This is a genomic window from Pseudomonas sp. GW821-FHT02C04 (assembly GCF_059421845.1).
In genome coordinates this window covers 339,822-358,240 of the sequence record NZ_JBWKVT010000001.1, presented here as the reverse complement: position 1 = coordinate 358,240, position 18,419 = coordinate 339,822, and the positions used below count along the sequence as shown (strand labels likewise).

Genomic DNA, 18,419 nt, shown 5'->3' with positions numbered 1-18,419 from the left:
TGCGTGGCTCCTCTATCACCGTGTGGCGCCGCCAATATGGAACGACCCGACAAACAGCGACGAATGCGCGTTTTTTCAAACATTGCCTGCGTCATGGCACTCGTCTGGGGTTCGGGTGCCATAGCCGCGAATTGTGCGTTTACCTATTCGGATAAACACAACACGACAGTGACCCTGAATTTCGGCGCCAACGTCGGGGCGGACAGTTTGACGGTCCCCCAGGACGCGCCCATTGGCACCATCATCTACCAGCAATCGCTCAATGCGGCGGAGCACATCTTTACCTGCACGGCGGCCACACGCTACGGATTCGCCATAAACCCCGCTCTGGGCGCGCCCGTCGACGCGACCTATCCCCTGGGCAAGACCGGACTTTCATTTCGTGTCGGCACCCCCAACCCGAACATCACCTACATGCCTCCGCCGTTCAACATTGGCTCAGGCACTTACACCACCAATGGCGGGAACTACTCGCTGGAGATCTTCAAATCCGGCGAACTGTCGCCGAAAAACGAGATTGCCGCCGGCTTTCTCGGCAACCTGCAAGTCAGTGATCTGGTGTTCATCAAGTTCAACCTGCTCAACCCGATTCACTTGAATACCGCCTCCTGCCAGACCCCGTCCGTGCCGGTGGCGATGGGTGACGATTACCGTCTGGAAGAGTTTGAAAAGAGCGGCGCTACACCGCGCGTGATCAAATACAACATTGCCTTGAACCAGTGCCAGCGCGGCATCAAGAAAGTGACCTATCAACTCAAGGCCACCACCGCTGTCATCGATTCGAAGAAAGGCATCGTGGCGCTGAATGCCGAGTCCACAGCCAAAGGCATCGGCCTGCAGCTGATGAACGATGCGGGGCAACCTATCGCACTGGACACCAATTACCCGTTCAACGGCTTCAACACCACCGACACCGACTTCAGGATTCCCTTGTCCGCGTCCTACTACCGCCTCGCCGAAGGCACGTTGAAAGCGGGTACGGCGAACACCGCCGTGACCTTCATCATGAGTTATCTGTAGCCATTTAAGGATCGTCTTATATCGATCGAACCCATGCCTGCCTACAGTGCGGGCATGAGATTGAAGTCGTACCTGCATCAAATCAACCCGATCCTTTCCACCCCGAATGCGGCGCGGCGCTTGTTGCGCATTTTCGCGCTGGTGTTGCTGATCGGCATCCTCGGCGGGGTCTATAACTTTCTGTTATTCACCTTCACCAACGAACTGTCCCGGCGGCGCGGCTACATGAGCAGCGCCATCGCCGAAGCGCATACCTTTTTCACCACTCGCGAGGCGTTGCTCGAAAGCCTCAGCCTGTCGGCCACGCGCAAACCCGCCACCACACCACCGGCCTCCGATGAAGAGATTCATCTGCTGCTGGGCAACACGCCCGGCAAGCAGTGGCGTATCGGCCTGACCCAGCGCATGCGTGATTACCTGGAGGACAAACAGGTCAACCTCATCTACGTCAGCAGCGGCACCGATGCAAACGTCAAGCGTCTGTACACCGCAACACCGATGCCAAAGAACTTTCCCCAGGCCATGCTCAATCGCCTGGAGACGCTCAAGCGCGAGAACGCCCCCGCACTTGAAGAACTGTGGCTGACACATCAATCGGCCCGGCATTCACAACTGTACATTTTCATCCGCCTCGACGAACGCGACACGAGTTCCGGCTGGCTGGGGCTGGAAATGGACGGCCGCAAAGTCTCCAACGCGCTGAACGACCAGAGCGCGGGCGAGTTCATGATGTTCAACGCCCAGGGCATGTTGCTGTTCACCAATAGCCAAAGCACACGCTTGAGCCAGAATCTTTTGCAGCTTCAGCGTGAAAATTTCTTTGGTCTGGTCGGCGAAGGCTGGCTGCCTGATCATCTGGTGATTCGCAAGCAACTCAAGTCATCGGACTGGCAACTGGTGTACTCCATCGAATTGCGGGCCTTGCTCTCTGCGCTGGCATCGCAACTGATCGGCGCCCTGCTGTTCTGCCTGCTGAGTATCAGCCTGGTATGGCTGTTGATCCGGCGCATGGAACATCGCTTCATCAAACCGACGATCCACCGCATCCAGGCCGTGGTCGAAAGCGAACTGTTCAGCCGCGACGTGATTCAGACAGCCCCGGTGGCCTTGTGCGTTTTGCGCCGCACCGATGGCCAGGTGGTGCTGGAAAACACCCTGTCCCAACAATGGCTGGGCCAGGGCGATGAACGCGAGCAACTGTGTCCCGAATGGATTCGCAGAGCCTTCAATGGCGAAGCACCGCCCCTCACCGACTACTTCGAAACCGCCGATGGCCGCCATCTGTATCTGAGCTGCGTGCCCACCCGCTACAAGGGTGAGGACGTGTTGCTCTGCACCTTCAGTGACATCAGCGCGCGCACCCAGATCGAAGAAGCGTTGCAACAGGCACGCCAGCTCGCCGACGCCGCCAATGATGCGAAGACATTGTTTCTGGCGACCATGAGCCACGAAATCCGCACACCCCTGTATGGCGTACTGGGGACTCTTGAATTGCTGGCGCGCACCACCCTGGATGTGCAGCAGCGCGACTACCTGCGGGCAATCGAGGGTTCATCGGCGACGCTGTTGCAATTGATCTGCGATGTGCTGGACGTGTCGAAAATCGAAGCCGGGCAACTGGCGCTGGAACTGAGCGAGTTCTCCACTCTGCAACTGGTGCAAGAGGTGATCCAGGGTTATGCCGCCGCGGCACGGGGCAAAGGCTTGCAGTTGTATGCCTGCCTGGACCCGCAACTGCCGGAACGGGTCATCGGTGACGCCACGAGAATCCGCCAGATCCTCAATAATCTGCTGAACAACGCCGTCAAATTCACCGACTCCGGGCGGGTGGTCCTGAGGGTCAGGCTGCTCTGTCGCGAAGGCGAGCGTTCCAGCCTGCAATGGCAGGTCTCGGACACCGGCAAAGGCGTCACCCAGGACGATCAGGCGCTGATCTTCAACCCCTTCTTTCAGATCGACGGCAGCACCAATGTGGTGGCCGGTACGGGGCTTGGCCTGCCGATCTGTCAGCGCCTGACCCACTTGATGAACGGCAACATCCGCATGGTCAGCGAGTTGGGTCTGGGCAGCAGTTTTTCCCTGGACCTGCCACTGGAAGAACCCTCGGGCAGCGCAGTACAAACGAATCTGAAAGGATTGCTGCCGGAGATCGTCTACGTGGTGTCGCCGATCCGCGAGCTGGCCGAAGTCATCAGCGGCTGGCTAAGACGCTGGGGCGCGCGCCCGCAGATCGGCCACCCTCCGCGTCAGGGCTCGTCCTCCCAGAGCATCCTGATCGAGTTGCACCCGGGCGCGTTCGAGCAACGCCTTGAATCCGAATGGACCGGCCCGCTGGTGCTCGCCACCGGTGACGGCAGCCACGAGCCACAGATCATGTCCGGTGGCTGGAAGGTCAATCTCAACGACCTGCACGCCATTCACCAGGCGGTCAGCCTGGCACAGGGATTGTGGGTGGCAAAACCTGCAACACACGCCGATCCACAGGAGCTGAAACGGCTGAACCTGCACATTCTCGTGGCCGAAGACAACGTCATCAATCAATTGATCCTGCGTGATCAACTGGAGGAACTCGGCTGCACCGTGGTGCTGGCCGCCGATGGCGAAGAGGCGCTGTCGCTTTGGCGCGACAGACCGTTCGACATCATCCTCAGCGACGTCAACATGCCGCGCCTCAATGGCTACGAACTGGCCCGGGAGTTACGTCGCCTGGGCTGCACCCTTCCCATCATCGGCGCCACCGCCAACGCCTTGCGCGGAGAAGCGGCCCAGTGCCTGGCCGCCGGCATGAACCACTGCCTGGTCAAGCCGTTCACGCTGCAAGCCCTGTTCAATTACCTGGTGCCTTATGAAAGAGCTGCCCATGAAGCGCTGTAGCATCCTGATTGTCGAAGACCATCCCTTCCAGCATTTGTACTTGCAGCACCTGTTCAGCGAACTGGGTGACTTTCATCTCGAAGCGGCACGCGATGGCGCAGAAGCGCTCGCCCGTCTGCAACGACGTGAATTCGATCTGGTACTGACCGACCTGCTCATGCCCGGCATGGATGGCGTGCAGTTCATCCAGGGGCTGGCCGCCCTGCACGCCCGACCGGCCCTGGCAATCATGAGTGCGACCTCCCGGCGCATGTTGATGGGGGCCAGCCTGGTGGCGCGCAATTCGGGGGTCAAGGTCATCGGACTGATTTCCAAGCCGGTGAAATCCACGGCCCTGCGCGACCTGACCGACCAGCTCATGGGTTTGCGCCAGGCCACTCAGCCACTGCCCGTTCCGGGCATTGAGCGCCAGGCCATTCTTGACGCCCTGGGCAATGGTCAACTGCAAGCCTGGTTTCAACCCAAGAAAGCCCTCGCCAACGGGCGCATCGTCGCCGCCGAAGCCCTGGTGCGATGGATGCATCCGGAACACGGCTTGATGCTGCCGGGCCTGTTTCTACCGGCGCTCAAAGCCTTCAATCTGGAGGAACACCTGCTGTGGCACGTATTGGGTCAGGCGATCGAGGCGCAGGCTCGTTGGCGCGATCAGGGGTACGACATTCCGGTGTCGATCAACCTGCCCACGCACCTGCTCAACAGCCATGACCTGACCGACCGGATTCTCGAGTTCGTCCACGCCCATCATGGGGTACCGGGAAAAATCTGCTTTGAACTGATGGAGTGTTCGGTGCCACAGGACATCAGTAACTTCTACGCCGGTGCCTGCCGGTTGCGGATCATGGGGTTCGGCCTGTCGCAGGATGATTTCGGCAAGGGTTACAGCTCCTACATGAACCTGGTGTCGACGCCTTTTACCGAGCTGAAGATTGACCGGGCGCTGGTTCAGGGCTGCAACGAGAACGAGGAGCTGGCTCAGGCACTGACCAGCATTGTCGCCCTCGGGCGGCAGTTGGGCCTGACCGTGGTCGCCGAAGGTGTGGAAACCGCGCAAGAGCTTGCTCTGTTGCGTAAAATCGACTGCACTCAGGTTCAGGGTTTCCTGATCTCTCATGCCGTGTCCCCGGATCAGTTCCAGCAGTTGTTGACCCATGACGGTCCGGCTAGCACCTATTGACCCTCAGACACGTGCGTTCCAGCGTCTCTTGCTTCGAGGTCTCAGTGCTCAACCGCTTTGCGCTCACCGGTCGCGTGGCCGTGCGATGAATCATCCCAACGCCATTTTCGACAAACTGGCCAACAGTTCGCTGCGCCTGAACAAAGGCCTGACGGTACTGTGCGCAACCGTCATGCTGCTGATCGGAATCAGCTATTGGGGCGTGCAGCGCACGCTCGAAGAGCAGCACGACACGGTGCGATTCCACTTTGCGCGGTTGCTGGAGAATCTGCACGAACAGGAAGCCTTTCTCGAAACGCTGTCTGCGCACAGCGCCGAGGGCGGCATGTTGACCTCGACGGTTATCCCCATGTCGCTGCAACAGGCAATGCCTGACGAGGGGCCCGATATCTACCGGGGCCAGCAGCACTCCTTTTCCCTGCCCTTCAGTGTGAAGGTCGATCCGGACAAGATCGCCCCCAGTCAGCACCTGAAAGTCTTCAACCTCGGTGCGCACCTGGCCGATCACTACAGCGCCTTCTGGTCGGCCTCGCATTTTCAGTCACCGCAAGTTGTCCTGTTCAACGTCCCGGACAACTTCGACATCGCCGTGCCCGCCGCCGGACGTCTGCGCGGCGAGGGCCAGATACAGGGCGGGGAGTTTGTCGGGGTAATGAAGCAGTTGCTGCAACGACTGCACGATGCCAACCCAAAGCCGTTGGATAACCGGGTTCACTGGGTGCAGTACAACGCGGCGGAGGGTGACAGCGCCAAGGCATCCGTGCTCGGTTACGTCAACATCGACTTGTCTTCGGCCCCGATGCATATCGAGGGCGCCAGCTCCTGGGTAGTGGTCGCTTCACTGTTGAACCTGGCTCAGGTCAACAACATCGAACGCATCATGCAGTGGTCGATCTACGACCATTTCACCCTCATCGCCCCCTCCGGTGAAGCGCTGATCGGTGCGATAAAACCTGATCTGAAGATTGATGAAGGACTGAACTTCAACCGCGACGGGCTGGTGTTCAAAGTCTCCAGCCCGGGCGAACGGCACTGGTCGGGGATTTACGTCATCAGCCTGAAAAGCTTCCTCAACTACGCCCTGTGGCCGTTGCTGGCGTTGTTCGCGTTGCTGCTGGCGGGGTTTGGCGGTGGCCGGGCGTTCAATCGCTGGTACAAGCGCCGCGTGGTGCTGCCTGCCCACCGGGCCCACGAAAGCATCGCCGAAAGCGAAGCGTTCAGCCGCACAGTCATTGACACGGCACCGGCCGGCCTGTGCGTCATACGCCGCAGAGACCATGCCGTGTTACTGGAAAACCGCCGCGCCCAGCAATGGCAGGACAGCACCAAACTGATCACGGTACTCAATCGTCAGCACGATCTCATCCGTTCCGGGCAGACCGACCTTGAGATCGATGGCCGTCACCTGCATGTCGACTTCACCTCCACCCGTTATCAGGGACAGGATGCCTGGCTGTGCGCGATCCATGACGTCACCCGCCTGGTCGAAGATGCCGCCGCACTGGAAGACGCACGCAAAGCCGCCGATTCGGCCAACGCGGCCAAAACCCGGTTTCTGGCGACGATGAGCCATGAAATCCGTACGCCGTTGTACGGTGTGCTGGGCACCCTCGAACTGTTGGGGCTGACCCCGCTGGAACCGCGTCAGCAGCAGTACCTCAATACCATTCAGCGGTCTTCCGCCACCTTGTTCCAGCTGATCAGTGATGTGCTGGACGTGTCGAAGATCGAGTCCGGGCAAATGACGCTCGAAGACCAGGATTTCTGCCCGCTGGAACTGACCGAAGACACTTTGCGCACCTACAGTGCCTTCGCCGAAGCCAAGGGGCTGCAACTCTACGCCTGCATGGATGCCAGCCTTCCGGACCGGGTTCGCGGTGATCCGCTGCGCATTCGGCAAATCCTCAATAATCTGTTGAGCAATGCCATCAAGTTCACCGACAACGGTCGGGTCGCTCTGCGGGTCCGGGTGCTGGAGCGCAGCGCCGATGACGTGAGCCTGCAGTGGCAGGTCAGCGATACAGGCATCGGTATTTCCCAGGCCCAGCAAGTGCAGTTGTTTGATCCGTTCTATCAGGTCCGCGATGCCTCCAGTGAAGCAGGTGCGGGGCTGGGCCTGGCGATCTGCCGGTGGCTGTGCGACCTGATGGCGGGCCAGCTCAAAGTGGTCAGCGAGCCCGGTCTGGGCAGCAGTTTTTCCCTGCAACTGACACTGGAGTGTCTGCCGGGAGAACTGGCCGATTGCCCCGAGTTCATACCGGGAACACCACCGTTTTTTGTCCGTGCACAGGCTCAGGAGCTCGCGCAGCACCTGTGCGCCTGGCTCAACCGCCTGGGTGCAGACGCCCGGGTCGTGGGTGGCGACAGTCAACCCGCCACGACGTCGGCGCTGTTGGTGGATATGCTGCCGATTGGCAATGAAACACCCTGGCCCGGCCCGCGGATCATCGCCACCGCAGGCGCCCGCAAAGCGCCGTCGGGCACCACGCAGGATCGCGAAGTCGACGCTCACGATGTCCGCGCAATCGCCCGGGCCGTGAGCCGTGCGCTGCAGGGTGCGGATGTACACCAGCCACTTTTACTGCCCGAAACAGCGGCCGATCTGAATCTGCGGATCCTGGTGGCCGAAGACAACCCGATCAATCAGGCGATCATCAAGGAACAACTGGAAGCCCTGGGCTGTTCGGTAACAGCGGCCGACAACGGAGAACAGGCACTGGCCCAATGGCTGCCCGGGCTGTTCGACCTGGTGCTGACTGACGTCAACATGCCAATCATCAACGGCTACGAACTGGCCACAGCCTTGCGCCAACGCGGCGCGGACCTGCCCATAATCGGTGTCACCGCCAATGCCCTGCGCGAGGAAGGTGAACGTTGTGCCGCCGTGGGCATGAACGCCTGGCTGGTCAAACCTCTGAACCTGCAAACGTTGCGAACGCAGTTGATCAAACACTGCAACAAGCCCGTGGCCGCGCATGCCGACAGCGCTCCGATAGTCGAGGCCCCCTCCTCGACTGAAGCGCCTGTGCAATTGTCAGCGAAAATGCGGGAGCTCTTCATCAGCACCCTGCAACAGGACATGCAGGACATCCGCACAGCGCTGAACCAGGAAGATGCTGACCGCACGGCACAAAAACTCCACAGCATCGCCGGCTCACTGGGTGTCATTCAGGCCAGCGCCCTCGCCCAGACCTGCGCCCTGCTGGAATGCCGACTGACCGGGCACAAACTCACCCCGGCCCTGGCGCTGGACGTTCACCAGGTTCTTGAAGACCTGAACGCGTTACTGGCGACATTCAAGTAACCTCCCCCTTATTTACCCAACGACACCTTACGGACACCTGGTCATGGAAAAACTGAACGTTGTCATCGCGGATGATCACCCCATCGTGTTGCTGGGAGTGCGCGAACTCGTAGAACGGGACGAGCATTTCAGCGTCGTGGGCGAAGCCATCAGTTCGGACGGGCTGATCAAGCTGCTCGAAAGCCAGCCTGTCGACCTGGTCATCACCGATTTCAACATGCCTGCGGACTCCCCCTATGGTGATGGTCTCAAACTGGTGGAGTACCTGAAGCGGCACTTTCCCCATGTGCAGATCCTGGTGCTGACCATGATCTCCAATCCGCTGATCCTGACCCGCCTGCATGAACTGGGCGTCCTCGGGGTCATCCAGAAACATCAGTTGCATAACGAAATCGAAGTCGCGCTCAAGGCTGTCGCCAGTGGCAGGCCCTTCCGCAGTGCGACCCCAGAGCCGGTTTCGGTGATCGAGTCCACCGCCGACCTGGACGAACGCTTTGCCCGACTATCACCCAAGGAGCATGAAATCCTGCGCCTGTTTGTTGCAGGCCAAAGTGTCAGCGACATTGCCCGTGGCCAGAACAGAAGTGCCAAGACCATCAGTACGCAAAAGATCGCCGCAATGCGCAAACTTGAAGTCAGCAGTGATCAGGATTTGTTGGCTTACTGCATCGAGCGCAAACTTTTCAACTAACGAACCGTCATCAGCGACTGTTCATTCATGGGCATTTCGTGATTCTAAGGATCGTCTGATTTTTTCATCTGAACAGCTTTCGTATCGTGGCAGCGCACTTTAACGCTGCACTTCAAACACATACGGAAATCAGAATGAAAAAGTTCACCCTGGCATTTTTGACCCTGTCGATCCTGAGCGCCACCGGCAATGCATTTGCCGCCGACCCGGTCGTTCCAACCAAGGCCGGCTCCGGCACCATCAACTTCTCCGGCATCATCAACAACGATGCCTGCTCGGTTCAGAGCTCGGACTTGAACAAGACCATTTCCGTGCCGATGGGTGAAGTGTCGATCAAGGACATGGGCACCGCAGCCGCACCGATCGGCAGCGGTAAGCTCAGCGCCGAAAACTTCGACATGAAGATCACCTGCAACAAGGGCACCAAGGTGTCGATGATCTTCCAACCGAAAAAAGGCGCCGGCTCGGGCCTCGTCGAAGGCACCAAGGTGTTGAAACTGATCGACGGGCTGGGCGCGGCGAAGAACATCGGTATCGCCCTGCTCGACGCCAACGGCGCGCTGATCGATCTGTCTTCGGACGCCACCGCCCACATCGAGAACACCCTGCAGGATGGCGGCACCACCCTGAAGTTCTCGGCCGCCTACGTCACCACCGGCCCGCTGGACACCGTTGTCGCCGGTCGCGGTGACGCCACCCTGCCGTTCGTTCTGCAATACGAATAACCCCCGCGCAGACGTTGACCCCGGAGCGGGGCCCGGTGCCCCGCCTCTCTTTGGCAATCAATCGGTAATGATCATGTTGGTTCGTCCCCTTTCCTTTTGCCTGGGCCTCCTGGGCTTGCTCGTGGCTGCCCAGGCCAGCGCCGGTATCTCTTTGAGCGCCACCCGCCTGGTGTTCGACGGCAAGCACAAAGAGGCCGGCATCACCGTGCGCAATAACGGTGAAGACGTACTTATCCAGTCCTGGGTCGACCGCGACGGGTCCGAGACGGCCTCGGTGCCCTTCGCCGTGACCCCGCCGCTGGCCCGGGTGACCGGTAACGAACAGCAATTGCTGCGGGTGATCTACGAGGGCACCGGCATGCCGTCCGACAGAGAGTCGGTGGTCTGGCTCAATGTCCAGGAGATCCCTCAGGCCGCCAAGGCACAAAACACGCTGCAGCTCGCCGTGCGCCAGCGCATCAAAGTGTTCTTCCGCCCGGCCGGGTTGAACGCCAACGCTTATCTGGCACCGACCGAACTGCAATGGGCGCTTGTGGAACGGGCAGGAAAAACAGCCCTGAGCATCAAAAACCCCGGTCTCTACCACGTGTCCATGGTGGATATAAAACTGCAGTCAGGAACATCGGCTGAAAAAGTAGTTGATTCATTGATGATCGCCCCGGGCGAGCAAAAAGAGTTCGCCACCCAACAACTGACAAACATCAAAACCGCCCACTTGTCGTTCACCAGCATCAACGACTACGGCGCGCAAGAGCGTTACGCCACAGCACTGGCCGGAAGTTCGACAGCGAAAGCCAGCCTGGCCAAAGAATCGCCTTAACGCGCCTGTTTAATTATCAGTCGTATATCAACCGTACTTCACTTCGCTCCGCTCAGTCATGCGTACCGGGGGTGATATAGGTCAATTGCATGTTTTTACTCACTCGCGACAGACAAGATCGTGGCGTAAACCACAGCTGGCAACTGGCAATTCCCTTATCACGCTTGAGCCCAACGCTGGCCATCATCATTGCGTCCTGCCTGCCCATCGCAGCGACCGCCGCCGAGCCTGAGCAAGAACCGCTCGACCAATTCAACACCGCGTTTCTTCAGGGCGCCCAGTCGTCCGTGGACCTGCAACTGTTGCTGTCGGCCAACAGCGTGCTGCCGGGCAATTACCGGGTAGACCTTTACAGCAACGAGGTGTTGGTGGGGCGTCGTGATATCGATTTTCGGCGCGATGCGAAGAACGGCAAGGTTCAAGCCTGTCTGACCCTGGACATGCTCCGGCAACTGGGCATCGACATGAAAAAAATCGAGGCGACCGGCAAGCTCAACCCTCTTGATCCGCACGCGTGTCATGACCTTCCCGAGCTGATCGACAAAGCCACTGTGCGCTACGACGTCAGCCGGCTGCGCCTGATGGTCAGCGTGCCGCAAATCGCCATGCAGCGCGGCATGCGCGGGTATGTCGACCCGGCGCTGTGGGATCAGGGTGTTTCGGCAGCCTTCATCAACTATCAGTTGAGCAGCAGCCGCAACAGCTCCGATCACAGCACCACACTTTCCAATAACCTGGGATTGCGTAACGGGATCAACCTGGGCGGCTGGCGGCTGCGTAACGAGTCGAACTTCAGCAGCACCACCGGGCAACCGAGCACCTTCAAGAGCAACCGCAGCTTCGTGCAGCATGATGTGACGGCGCTGAAGGGGCAATTCAGTGCGGGCGATATCTTCTCCGACACGGACCTGTTCGACAGCGTGCGTTATCGCGGCCTGAAACTGGCCTCCGATGAAGGCATGCGCGCGGACAGCGAACGCGGCTACGCGCCGATCATCCGTGGTGTGGCGGAAACCAGCGCCACGGTGGAGATCCGTCAGAACAACTACATCCTCTACACCGCCAACGTGCCTCCGGGTCCGTTCGAGATCAGCGATATCTACCCCAGCGGCTCCAACGGCGACCTGGAAGTGACCATCATCGAGGCCGATGGCCGTCGCCGGGTCACGCTGCAGGCGTTTTCCAGCCTGCCGATCATGGTGCGTGAAGGTCAGGCGAAGTACAGCGTCTCGGCGGGCAAGTACAACAGCAACAGCGAGGGGCTGACGTCGCCGCAGTTTGTCAGCAGCACGCTGGCTTACGGTATCAGCAGCAACCTGACCGGGATCGTCGGTGTCCAGGCCTCGGACAATTTCCAGGCGCTGGCGCTTGGTGCCGGGCGCAACACCCGTATCGGCGCTGTTTCGATCGACCTGACCCACTCGGCCAGCCGTACCCCCGGACAATCCACCCAGGGCAACAGCCTGCGGGCGCTGTATGCAAAAACGTTCACCGGGACCGACACCAGCTTCACCCTCGCCGCCTACCGATACTCCACCGAGGGCTATCGGACGCTCACCCAGCATGTCGAGGAACTCGGCTCCGACAGCTCAAGACGCAGCGCCAACTCGAAAACCCGTACCGATCTGACCGTCAACCAGAGCCTGGGCCGTCAACAGCAATTTGGCAGTGTCTATCTCAACGCCAGCGATCAGCGCTACTGGAATCGCGGGGGCTCCCAGAGCCTCTCGGCCGGCTACAGCAACGTCTGGGGCGAGATGACGTACAACCTCGGTGCCACCTACTCCAAGGATGTCGGTGATTTCGGTCCTTCGAACAACGACACTCTGGTCAATCTGTCCCTGTCATTCCCGCTGGGCTCCAGACCTCGGGCACCTCGTGCCTTCGTCTCGGCCAGCACGCAGAAGGACAGCGACAGCACGCAAGTGGGCATCAACGGTTATCTGTCGGAAGACAGCGACACCTATTACTCGCTGCAAGGCGGCAACAGCAGCAACGGTGGCAACTCGGCCTCGGCCAACCTCAGCACCCGCACGTCCGTGGCCAACGTCAGTGCCGGCTACAGCCAGGGGCGTGGCTACACCTCGCAGAACCTCAACCTTGCCGGTGCCGTCGTGGCCCACGGAGGCGGGATCAATCTTGGGCAAACGGTGGGTGAAACCTTCGCGCTGGCTGAAGTGCCGGGCGTCGCCGGGGTCAAGATCGGCAGCTACAGCGGTGCCGAAACCGGGCGCAACGGCTTTGCCGTCGTGCCCAATGCGCAACCTTATCGGGTGAACTGGATCAGCCTCGATACGCGGGACCTGGGCGCCGACATCGAGATCGACAACGCGACCCGACAAGTCGTGCCAAGGCGCGGCGCCGTGGTGCTGGCCCGATACGCCAGCACCAGCGGCAGACGCGTGCAATTCGAGCTGTTCGATGCTCGACACAAGCCCCTGCCGTTCGGCGCTGCGCTGGAAGACCGCGCCGGCAAACAGATTGCGATTTCAGACCCCGGCGGCAAAGCGCTGGCGCTGGTGGAAGAAGATGCAGCCACGCTCTTGATCAAATGGAATGGTCAGCAATGCACGGCCGCCTATTCGTTGCCGGAGCGCGACAAGTCCGTGAACTACGAGCGTGTGAGTCTGGTGTGCCAGCCGTGAACGGGCGAGGCTCATCGTTCGACGACTATCGGGCAGGATCAGGCAAGGAATCGATAGAAATGCACTAACGTGCCTTCGGGGCAGAACGGGAAGATGGCCCTTCGACCACCCCATCGAGGACGTTCCCATGCTAGTTCAAGCCTACGGTGCCCACGCGGGCGACAAACCCCTTGAGCCTATCCAGATCCATCGCCGCGCCCCTGCGGCCCATGACGTCCAGATCGACATCGCCTTCTGCGGCATCTGCCATTCCGACCTGCACCAGGTGCGCTCCGAGTGGGCCGGCACACAATTCCCTTGCGTACCGGGACACGAAATCGTCGGCCGCGTTTCGGCGGTCGGTGCCCATGTTTCCGAATACAAGGTCGGCGATCTGGTCGGCGTCGGTTGCATCGTCGACAGCTGCAAACACTGTGAAGACTGCGAAACCGGCCTGGAAAACTACTGCGACAGCATGATCGGCACCTACAACTTTCCGACCCCGGACGCCCCCGGCTGGACGCTCGGCGGCTACTCGCAAAACATCGTGGTGCATGAGCGTTACGTGCTGCGCATCCGACACCCCGAAGCACAACTGGCCGCCGTCGCACCGCTGCTGTGTGCGGGCATCACCACTTACTCGCCACTGCGTCAGTGGAACGCCGGGCCGGGCAAGAAGATCGGCGTGGTCGGCATCGGTGGCCTGGGCCACATGGGCATCAAACTGGCCCACGCAATGGGTGCGCACGTCGTGGCGTTCACCACCTCCGAGTCCAAGCGCGAAGCGGCGAAAGCACTGGGCGCCGATGAAGTGGTGGTGTCGCGCAACCCGGAAGAAATGGCCGCGCACACCAAGAGCTTCGACTTCATCCTCAACACCGTCGCCGCCCCTCACGATCTCGATGCGTTCCTGGTGCTGCTCAAGCGTGACGGCGCCCTGACACTGGTCGGCGCCCCCGCCTCACCGCATCCATCGCCGAACGTGTTCAACCTGATCATGAAACGGCGCACCATCGCCGGCTCGATGATCGGCGGCATTCCCGAGACCCAGGAGATGCTGGATTTCTGCGCCGAGCACGGCATCGTGTCCGACATCGAACTGATTCGCGCGGATCAGATCAATGAGTCCTATGAACGGATGCTCAAGGGCGATGTGAAGTATCGGTTTGTGATTGATAACGCGACGTTGGCAGGCTGAGCGCCGGGCTCGACGAACGCGTCAATGTAACGACGAAAATCCCGGGCGCTTCAATGCCCCGGGATGACCGCTGGCCCAACCCCCTTCTGTTACCGAGATCGCTTCGGGACCGTTCATTTGCCCAGATTCTGATTCATCAGGTTGTCCAGTACCGGTTGGTGACTGGCAGCTTGCCAGTCGCGCCAATGCTTGCATCCCTCGACGTTGACTTCCGCTGCATGACTGCGCGCATCGCAGATCATTGCCCACTTTTGCCTCAAGGTCGGATATTTAATGAAGTCCGCCCGGGTGGGTGGCTCACAGCCGGATAACGTGGCGACCGACAGAATGGTGGCCGCGAGTTTCCAGGCGAGTGGATAGCTGCTGGCTGGCGTCATGACAATGAATCCCCCTTCCGGGAGACCCTCCTGAAGTAATGAAAAAACCTGCTGTTTTCATAGGCTGCAGAAGAATCTTAGGGATTGATTGGCCCCTCCACGAGATCCACTTTCAGGTTATTTCATGGAACCATTTCCACGCACGAGTGGCGCCTTCGAGGCCTGGCCGTAGTGGCGGATAAAGCACGCCATCTGGCCCCGCGCGCACAAGACGCCGTCTGCGAAACCCGGGATGGCTTTCCAAAATCACTCCATTTGAAGTAGCCTTTTGATATCAAAAAGATATCAATCGTCTTCGAAGGTCGTCAGACCCGAGTTTTTGCGGAAAGGATTTCCATGAACAACGTCATTACGTAAACGCCTGCTTTTGCATTGATCTTTCCCCCCACACCCAGTAAAAAACTCTCTCCCTTTCCCACCCTTGCAAGGAGCAGCGGATGCTCGAGCTATCCACGGATCGACTGGACCTGCGCACGATGGTCGAGTCCGACTGGCCTCTGTTCCTCAGGCTGCACTCCGAGCCGCAGACCATGCAGTTTGTGTTCGGTGAAATTGCCGAGGAGCAGGTTCGCAAAGGTTTCGAGCATCGGCTCCCGGCGTGGGGGCCGCAATCGGAGCACTGGTTGTGTCTGGTGGTGGCCGACAGGGCCAGCCGCCAGGAGTTGGGCGTGACCGGGTTGCGCATTCTCTCGCCCGGGCATGCCGAGGTGGGTTGCCTGCTGTTGCCGGAACATCAGGGCAAAGGTTTTGGTACCGAGTCGCGGCAGGCAATCATCGACCATGCCGCATCCATCGGGCTGGACTCATTGGAGTCGACCGTGACCGACGGTAATATCGCGTCCTGCAAGGTGCTGGAGAAATGCGGCTTTGTGTTCGCACGTCGTGTGCCGCAGGCCTACCAGATCGGTGATCGGTGGTTCGACGATCTGATCTATCACTATCAAATCCGCTGAGCCTTACGCTCAACGACTCGCCAAGGAGGCCTCTCGTCGTGAATCCCTATCAATGCCTGCCCCCACGTTCCTTCTGGCGTACGGCCGTGGCCGACAAGTCCGCGCTGGACATCGGTGAGCTGTGGACACCGCAATTCGAGATCGGCAACAAGGACGCCATCGTCACCGCCGGCTCCTGTTTTGCCCAGCACATCGGCCGCGCGCTGGTTGCGCGCGGCATGAACTGGCTGGATGCGGAACCCGCACCGGACGCGTTGCCCGAGGCGGACTGGAAGGATCACAACTACGGGGTGTTTTCGTTCCGCACCGGCAATCTTTATACCCCGGCGATGTTGTGCCAATGGCTCGAATGGGCGCTGGGCGTGAGTTCGCCTCCGAGCGAAACCTGGGCCCATGACGGGCGTTTCTTCGACCCTTTCCGCCCAGCCGTGGAGCCCGACGGATTTGCCAGCGAGCTGGCCCTGTTCGAGTCGCGCGAGGCCACCCTGGACGCTATTCGCGAAGCGCTGCGCCAGGCCAAGGTGTTTGTGTTCACCCTTGGCCTGACCGAAGCCTGGCAACATCGCCAGACCGGTCTGGTGTATCCCGTGTGCCCCGGCACCGTGCGCGGCACCTTCGATCCGCAGCTCCACCGTTTCTGCAATTTCGGCTTCATGGACACCTATGGCGACATGGTCAGGGCGCTGGAACTGATGCGTTCGATCAACCCGCAACTGCGCCTGCTGCTCACCGTTTCACCGGTGCCTTTGACCGCAACCGCCACGGGCCAGCATGTGCTGAGCTCGACGACCTACTCCAAATCGGTCCTGCGCGCCGTGGCCGGACAATTGTGTGAAGACCTGCCCGACGTCGACTATTTCCCGTCCTACGAAATCATCACCGGCACGCCGTTCAAGGGCGCGTTCTACCAGCCCAACCAGCGTGAAGTCACGCCAGAAGGTGTGGCATTCGTGATGCAGCAATTCTTTGCCGGGCTCGACGCGGTTCAATCGGTGCAGGCGCCGACCACCTCCCCCTCCACCAGCGTGTCCAGCGAGGATCTTGTCTGTGAAGACGCCGTACTTGATTACTACGCCTAGGTTTCTGCTGCTGGGCGACTCCCATGCCGGCGTCATCGGCAAGGCGGCGCAGGCTCGTGAGCTGCCTTTCGGCGGTGGTCCGCTGGGAACCGGTCGGGACTTCGCCGTCGATTTCTTCCAGCTGACCCGTCATGACGTGGTCTTTCGGGATGGGGAAATGGATCGGCTGTATCGCCAGGCCCTCGACACGCTCGAAGTGCCGCAACTGGCGCAGGTCGGTGTACCGCTGGTGAGCACTATCGGCCTGAGCCTGCACTACCTCGCCACCGCGCCGAACTGGACCTGCTACCAGAATCCGCACGGTGAGTTCGACGACGGTTTTCTCGCCGGGCCGTTGTTCGAGACGGTCATCGACACCCTGTCCCGCCCTGCGCTGGCTTTCTATGAACAGGCCCTGGCGTTGAATCTCAAAGTGTTCGCCGTACTGCCGCCGCAACGGGTGCCGGAGCTGTCCGACGCGCGCGTGTTCATGGCCGCGCAGTCATTGCTGATCGAGCGCCTGCAAGGGCTTGGCGTCGAGCTGATCGACGTGCGAGAGGCCGCGAATGATGAGCAGGGGTTTCAGCGTCAGGCGTTCTGCGAAGTGGATGACCCGCTGCACGGCAATCTGGCGTTCGGTGAGTTGATCGTCGAACAACTGATCCGTCGCGGCGTCTAGCACCTGTGGGAGCAAGTGGCTCCCACAGGTTTTTTCAGCACCATCAAGCCTTGGGCTGCGTGCCGAGAATCGTCACCCGCTCGCCATAACGCGAATGCGGGAAATAATCCCAGATCGCATGGTGCTGGGTGCAGCGGTTGTCCCAGAACACCAGCGTGTTCGGCGCCCAGCGAACGCGACAGCTGAGGGACGGCTCCCGGGCCACCAGGTCGAACAGCATGTTCAACAGCACCTGACTTTCGCCCCCGGACAACTGCACGATGTGCGACGTGAATCCGGAATTGACGAACAGCGACTTGCGTCCGGTTTCCGGGTGACGCACCACCACCGGGTGTTCGGTCTTGGGCAGGTTGGCCGGCGCCTCATAGCCCTTCCACGGAATTGCACCGTCGTGAATCGCGGTCAATTCGCCGAGAAACTGCTGCATCGTCGGCGAGAGCATTTCAATCGCCAGGTGCATGTTGGCGAACAACGTATCGCCACCCGTGCCGATGGCCGGGGTTTCCTTGACGTACAGCATCGAACCCATGGACGGCGCCAGGTCGGCCGTGCCGTCGGTGTGCCAGGTCTCGCCGGCCACGTAACGTGATTGCGCATTGGCGCGGATCACCACCAGTTCCGGGTCATCGCCGTCGATGTCTTCCACCGGCAAGGCCCGCAGTTCGCCGAACAGCCGGCCAAACGCCTTGTGCTCCTCCACCGTCAGATGCTGATCGCGGAACACCAGCACGTGGTTCTCCAGAAAGGCCCGACGGATTTCCGCGAGCTGATCGTCCTCCAGCGGCTGCGAAAGATCGACGCCGCCGATTTCGGCACCGATGATCGGCGTGATCCGGTCGACCGTGATGCGCTGATACGGCGCACGTTTTTCTGCGGCGATGCGCTCGATTGCCTTGAGTGCCAACTGATCCATGTTTCCTCA

The 18,419-nt window shown here is 60.3% G+C and carries 14 protein-coding genes; 12 read left to right on the top strand and 2 right to left on the bottom strand.

The window, feature by feature from the left end:
- Positions 1–93: 93 nt before the first annotated feature.
- From AC07VV_RS01450 to AC07VV_RS01410, 9 genes are all read left to right on the top strand, one after another.
- Positions 94–1,020 (top strand): fimbrial protein, encoded by a 927-nt coding sequence (locus AC07VV_RS01450; RefSeq protein WP_495034960.1) that lies wholly within the window; start codon positions 94–96, stop codon positions 1,018–1,020.
- A 54-nt stretch (positions 1,021–1,074) separates the two neighbouring features.
- The gene (locus AC07VV_RS01445) at positions 1,075–3,894 is read left to right on the top strand and encodes a response regulator (RefSeq protein ID WP_495035915.1); all 2,820 of its coding nucleotides are present in this window, start codon (positions 1,075–1,077) and stop codon (positions 3,892–3,894) included.
- A complete protein-coding gene (pvrR, locus tag AC07VV_RS01440) occupies positions 3,881–5,068 on the top strand; it encodes a response regulator cyclic di-GMP phosphodiesterase PvrR (protein ID WP_096820625.1) in 1,188 nt (395 codons plus the stop codon). Before AC07VV_RS01445 ends, pvrR begins: the two co-directional genes overlap by 14 nt.
- 85 nt (positions 5,069–5,153) lie before the next feature.
- Positions 5,154–8,372 carry a hybrid sensor histidine kinase/response regulator gene (locus AC07VV_RS01435; RefSeq protein WP_495034959.1) on the top strand — a complete coding sequence of 1,073 codons (3,219 nt, stop codon included), beginning with the start codon at positions 5,154–5,156 and terminating at the stop codon, positions 8,370–8,372.
- A gap of 43 nt (positions 8,373–8,415) precedes the next feature.
- Positions 8,416–9,063, top strand: a complete 648-nt coding sequence (locus AC07VV_RS01430; protein WP_102622153.1) for a response regulator — start codon at positions 8,416–8,418, stop codon at positions 9,061–9,063.
- Positions 9,064–9,197: 134 nt separating this feature from the next.
- Entirely contained in the window at positions 9,198–9,788 is a 591-nt protein-coding gene (locus AC07VV_RS01425) for a fimbrial protein (RefSeq protein WP_096820622.1), read from the top strand.
- Between the two features lie 73 nt (positions 9,789–9,861).
- Positions 9,862–10,608, top strand: coding sequence for a fimbrial biogenesis chaperone (locus AC07VV_RS01420; RefSeq protein WP_273538283.1), 747 nt, complete (start codon positions 9,862–9,864; stop codon positions 10,606–10,608).
- An 89-nt stretch (positions 10,609–10,697) separates the two neighbouring features.
- Positions 10,698–13,253 (top strand): fimbria/pilus outer membrane usher protein, encoded by a 2,556-nt coding sequence (locus AC07VV_RS01415; protein ID WP_495034958.1) that lies wholly within the window; start codon positions 10,698–10,700, stop codon positions 13,251–13,253.
- A 127-nt stretch (positions 13,254–13,380) separates the two neighbouring features.
- A complete protein-coding gene (locus tag AC07VV_RS01410; protein WP_495034957.1) occupies positions 13,381–14,430 on the top strand; it encodes an NAD(P)-dependent alcohol dehydrogenase in 1,050 nt (349 codons plus the stop codon).
- A gap of 113 nt (positions 14,431–14,543) precedes the next feature.
- On the opposite strand, the gene AC07VV_RS01405 is transcribed toward AC07VV_RS01410, so the two are convergent.
- On the bottom strand, positions 14,544–14,807 hold the full coding sequence (locus tag AC07VV_RS01405) for a hypothetical protein (RefSeq protein ID WP_493157887.1): 264 nt from the start codon (positions 14,805–14,807) through the stop codon (positions 14,544–14,546).
- A 437-nt stretch (positions 14,808–15,244) separates the two neighbouring features.
- Here AC07VV_RS01405 and AC07VV_RS01400 point away from each other — a divergent pair, with 437 nt between their 5' ends.
- From AC07VV_RS01400 to AC07VV_RS01390, 3 genes are read left to right on the top strand one after another with little or no spacing between them, the layout of a single operon-like run.
- On the top strand, positions 15,245–15,760 hold the full coding sequence (locus AC07VV_RS01400) for a GNAT family N-acetyltransferase (RefSeq protein ID WP_495034956.1): 516 nt from the start codon (positions 15,245–15,247) through the stop codon (positions 15,758–15,760).
- Positions 15,761–15,798: 38 nt separating this feature from the next.
- Positions 15,799–16,839: a GSCFA domain-containing protein gene (locus AC07VV_RS01395; protein WP_495034955.1), complete on the top strand. Its 1,041-nt coding sequence runs from the start codon at positions 15,799–15,801 to the stop codon at positions 16,837–16,839.
- The gene (locus AC07VV_RS01390; protein WP_495034954.1) at positions 16,808–17,497 is read left to right on the top strand and encodes a hypothetical protein; all 690 of its coding nucleotides are present in this window, start codon (positions 16,808–16,810) and stop codon (positions 17,495–17,497) included. Before AC07VV_RS01395 ends, AC07VV_RS01390 begins: the two co-directional genes overlap by 32 nt.
- A 43-nt stretch (positions 17,498–17,540) precedes the next feature.
- Here the strand turns inward: AC07VV_RS01390 and AC07VV_RS01385 are convergent, their stop codons facing one another.
- Entirely contained in the window at positions 17,541–18,410 is an 870-nt protein-coding gene (locus tag AC07VV_RS01385; protein WP_495034953.1) for a TauD/TfdA dioxygenase family protein, read from the bottom strand.
- Positions 18,411–18,419 lie beyond the last annotated feature (9 nt).